The sequence below is a fragment of the Streptomyces flavochromogenes genome, from assembly GCF_000717595.1.
Classification (GTDB): Bacteria; Actinomycetota; Actinomycetes; order Streptomycetales; family Streptomycetaceae; genus Streptomyces; species Streptomyces flavochromogenes.
On the sequence record NZ_JNZO01000073.1, the window covers coordinates 1 to 3,586 of the forward strand.

Sequence of the window (3,586 nt, forward strand, 5' to 3'; positions counted from 1 at the left end):
GTCGACGAGTTCGCTGGGCCTGCTCACGTTCAGGGAGGCGGGCAGCTCCTCCTGCCGGAGGGCCATGACCATCTTGATGACGCCGCCGACGCCGGCGGCCGCCTGGGCGTGGCCGAGGTTGGACTTCAGGGATCCCAGCATCAGGGGCCGGTCACCGTCGCGTTCGCTGCCGTAGGTGGCGAGGAGGGCCTGTGCCTCGATGGGGTCGCCGAGGACGGTGCCGGTGCCGTGGGCTTCGACGGCGTCGACTCCGGAGAAGGAGACGCCTGCGTCCTGGACGGCGGCGCGGATGACTCGTTCCTGTGCGGGGCCGCTGGGCGCGGTGAGTCCGTTGCGAGTCCGCGCTGACGCGAGAACTCGATGAACGTGTTGGGGGTGGACATCACCGCGGCGCCACCGGCGAGGGCGAGTGAGCACTCGCCGGACCGCAGGGCCCGTACGGCCAGGTGCAGCGCCACCAGGGACGACGAGCACGCCGTGTCCACGGTGAGCGCCTGACCCTGCAGGCCGAGCGTGTAGGCCACCCGGCCGGTGGCGACACTGCCGGCCGTGCCGGTCAGGAAGTGGCCCTCGGCCTCCTCCGGGAGCCGGCCGCCACCGCCGTAGTCGTGGTACATCACGCCGGCGAACACACCGGTGTCGCTGCCGTGCAGCGTTCCGGGCGCGATGCCCGCCCGCTCCAGGGCCTCCCACGACACTTCGAGGAGCAGCCGCTGCTGCGGGTCCATCGCCAGCGCCTCACGCGGCGAGATCCCGAAGAACGCCGGGTCGAACTCGCCGGCCTCGTGCAGGAATCCGCCTCGCCGCACGTAGGACGTGCCGGAGTGGTCCGGGTCCGGGTGGTAGAGACCGTCGAGGTCCCAGCCCCGGTCGGTCGGGAAGTCCGAGATCACCTCACGCTGCTCGGCGACGACCTGCCACAGCCCCTCGGGGGAGTCCACCCCGCCCGGGAAGCGGCAGCCCATGCCGACGATCACGATCGGGTCGTCGTCCGTACGCGGTGCGGCGGCGGCGGGCTGCGGGGAAGCGCTCTCGGCCCGCTCACGCGCGAGCGCGAGCGTGAAGTCGACGACGGCGGTCGGCGTGGGGTGGTCGAAGACGAGGGTCGCCGGAAGACGCAGCCCCGTCGCGGAGTTGAGACGGTTCCGCAGCTGCACGGCGAGCAGTGAGTCGACGCCGAAGCTCTTGAACGGCTGGTCCGGGTCGATCCCGTCGGCCGAGTCCCGGCCGATGACCGCGGCGAGCTGGGTGTTGACGAGGTCGAGCAGCAGACGGCGGCCCTCCTCCTCGGACAGCCGGCCGAGCCTGCGGCGCAGGCCGGACTCGCCGGCGCGCCGCTGCGGGACCCGCACCAGCGAGCGCAGCACCGGGGACAGGGTCCCGTTGAGCGCGTCCGAACGCAGCGCGGCCGGGTCGAGCCGGGCCGGTACGAGCAGCGCGGTGTCGTCGCCGAGCGCCCGGTCGAGGAGCTCCAGGCCCTGCTCGTTGGAGAGCGGGGCGATGCCGCGCGTCGAGAGGGTGCTGTCGTCCAGGTGCCCGGTCAGACCCGTGCGTTCGGCCCACAGGCCCCAGGCGAGCGAGGTCGCGGGGAGGCCGGCGGCCCGGCGGCGGGCGGCGAGTGCGTCGAGGAAGACATTGCCGGCGGCGTAGTTGGCCTGGCCGGGGTTGCCGAGCACGCCCGCGACGGAGGAGAAGAGGACGAACGCCGCGAGGTCCTGGTCGGCGGTGAGTTCGTCGAGGTGCGCGGCGGCGTCCACCTTGGGGCGCAGCACGGCGGCGAGGCGGTCCGGCGTCAGCGACTCGATGACACCGTCGTCGAGGAGGCCCGCGGTGTGGACGACGGCGGTGAGCCGTACGTCGGTCAGGAGCTGCGCGAGCGCGTCGCGGTCGGCGGTGTCGCAGGCGGCGAGAGCGACCTCTGCGCCCAACTCGGCGAGTTCGTCCGCGAGTTCCGCTGCGCCCGGGGCATCGGGTCCGCGGCGGCTGACGAGGAGCAGACGGCGGGCGCCGTGCTCGGTGACGAGGTGTCGTGCGACCGAGGCGCCGAGGACGCCGGTTCCGCCGGTGATGAGCACGGAGCCGTCGGGGTCGAGCGGGGCGGCACCGGCCAGGCCGGCGACGGCGGTGTGCCGGACGAGCCGGGGGGCGAGGACCGTGCCCGACCGCAGGGCGAGCTGCGGCTCGGTGAGTACGGCCCCGGGAACGGAGTCGACGTCGTGCGTCGCGTCCGAGTCCGTGTCCAACAACGAGAAGCGGTCGGGGTGTTCGGACTGAGCGGTCCTGATCAGGCCCCATACGGTGGCCTGGGCCGGGTTCGCGACATCGGGGCCGGAGGCGCCCTCGGTCAGTACCAGCAGACGGGAGCCGGTGAAGCGGGCGTCGGCCAGCCAGTCCTGGACCAGCGCCAGTGCCCAACCCGCCGCGCGGTGCGCGTGATCGGCGAGGCCGGCCCCTGTGCCCTCGGAGTCCTGCGTCGAGCCCGGACATCGTACGGCGACGAGCTGCGGCACGGGATCCGGCACCTCGGCCAGATCGGCGACCAGACACGCGTCGACGTCGGTCGCGGTGGTCTGGACCGGCTGCCACTCCAGGCGGAACAGCGCGTCGGTGCCGCGCGCGGCGGCCAGGTCGGCGGTGAACGGCCGCATCGTGACGGACTCCGCCGACAGCACGGGCTTGCCCGCGCCGTCGGTGACGCGCAGGCTCACGCCGTCCTCGCCCTTGGCGCTGAGCCACACGCGCAGGGCGTCCGCGCCCTCGGTGTAGCGGGTGACGCCGGACCAGGAGAACGGCAGGACCGTACCGCCGTCCTCGCGCAGCAGGCCGACGGCGTGCAGAGCCGCGTCCAGCACGGCCGGGTGGACGCCGAAGGATGCGGCGTCGAGCTCGGCGGGCAGGCTCACCTCGGCGAAGACGTCACGGCCGCCGCGCCAGGCGGCGCGCAGTCCCTGGAAGGCGGAGCCGTAGTCGTAGCCGGCTTCCGAGAGCGTGTCGTAGCGGGTCTCGACGTCGATCTCCTGGGCGCCGGGCGGCGGCCACTCGGAGAGGTCGAAGTCCGCCGGCTCGTCGTCGATGTCGAGCAGTGCCGCGGCGTGCCGCGTCCACGGAACACCCGCCTCGGCGTCCTGCGGCCGCGAGTGCACGGTCAGCTCCCGCTGCCCGGTCGCGTTCGGCGGTTCGACGGTCACCCGGAGCTGAGCGGCCTCGTCGGGCGGCAGCACCAGGGGGGCCTGGAGGGTGAGTTCGGAGAGCCGTCGCCAGCCCATCCGGGCGCCCACGGCCATCGAGAGTTCGAGGAACGCGGTACCGGGCAGCAGGACGGTTCCGTGCACGGCGTGATCGGCGAGCCACGGCTGGGTGTCGAGGCCGAGTCGCCCCGTGTACACCAGCCGGTCCTCCTCGACGAGCTCGACCACGGCGCCCAGCAGCGGGTGTCCTGCCGCGTTCAGGCCGAGTCCCCGGGCGTCCGTCGCGGCCGGCTCGGGCTCGAGCCAGTAGTGCTGGCGTTGGAAGGGGTAGGGGGGGAGTTCGATGGTGTGGGGTTGGTAGGGCTGGAGGAGTGTGGGCCAGTCGATGGTGGCGCCGT

2 pseudogenes are annotated in these 3,586 nt (G+C 73.7%); both read right to left on the minus strand.

Annotation, left to right across the window (positions count from 1 at the left end):
* Positions 1-2,513: pseudogene (locus tag IF00_RS47540) on the minus strand (type I polyketide synthase); the annotation flags it as partial.
* 174 nt (positions 2,514-2,687) lie between these two features.
* Positions 2,688-3,416 (minus strand): annotated as a pseudogene (locus IF00_RS48215) (polyketide synthase dehydratase domain-containing protein); the annotation flags it as partial.
* Between the last annotated feature and the right edge of the window lie 170 nt (positions 3,417-3,586).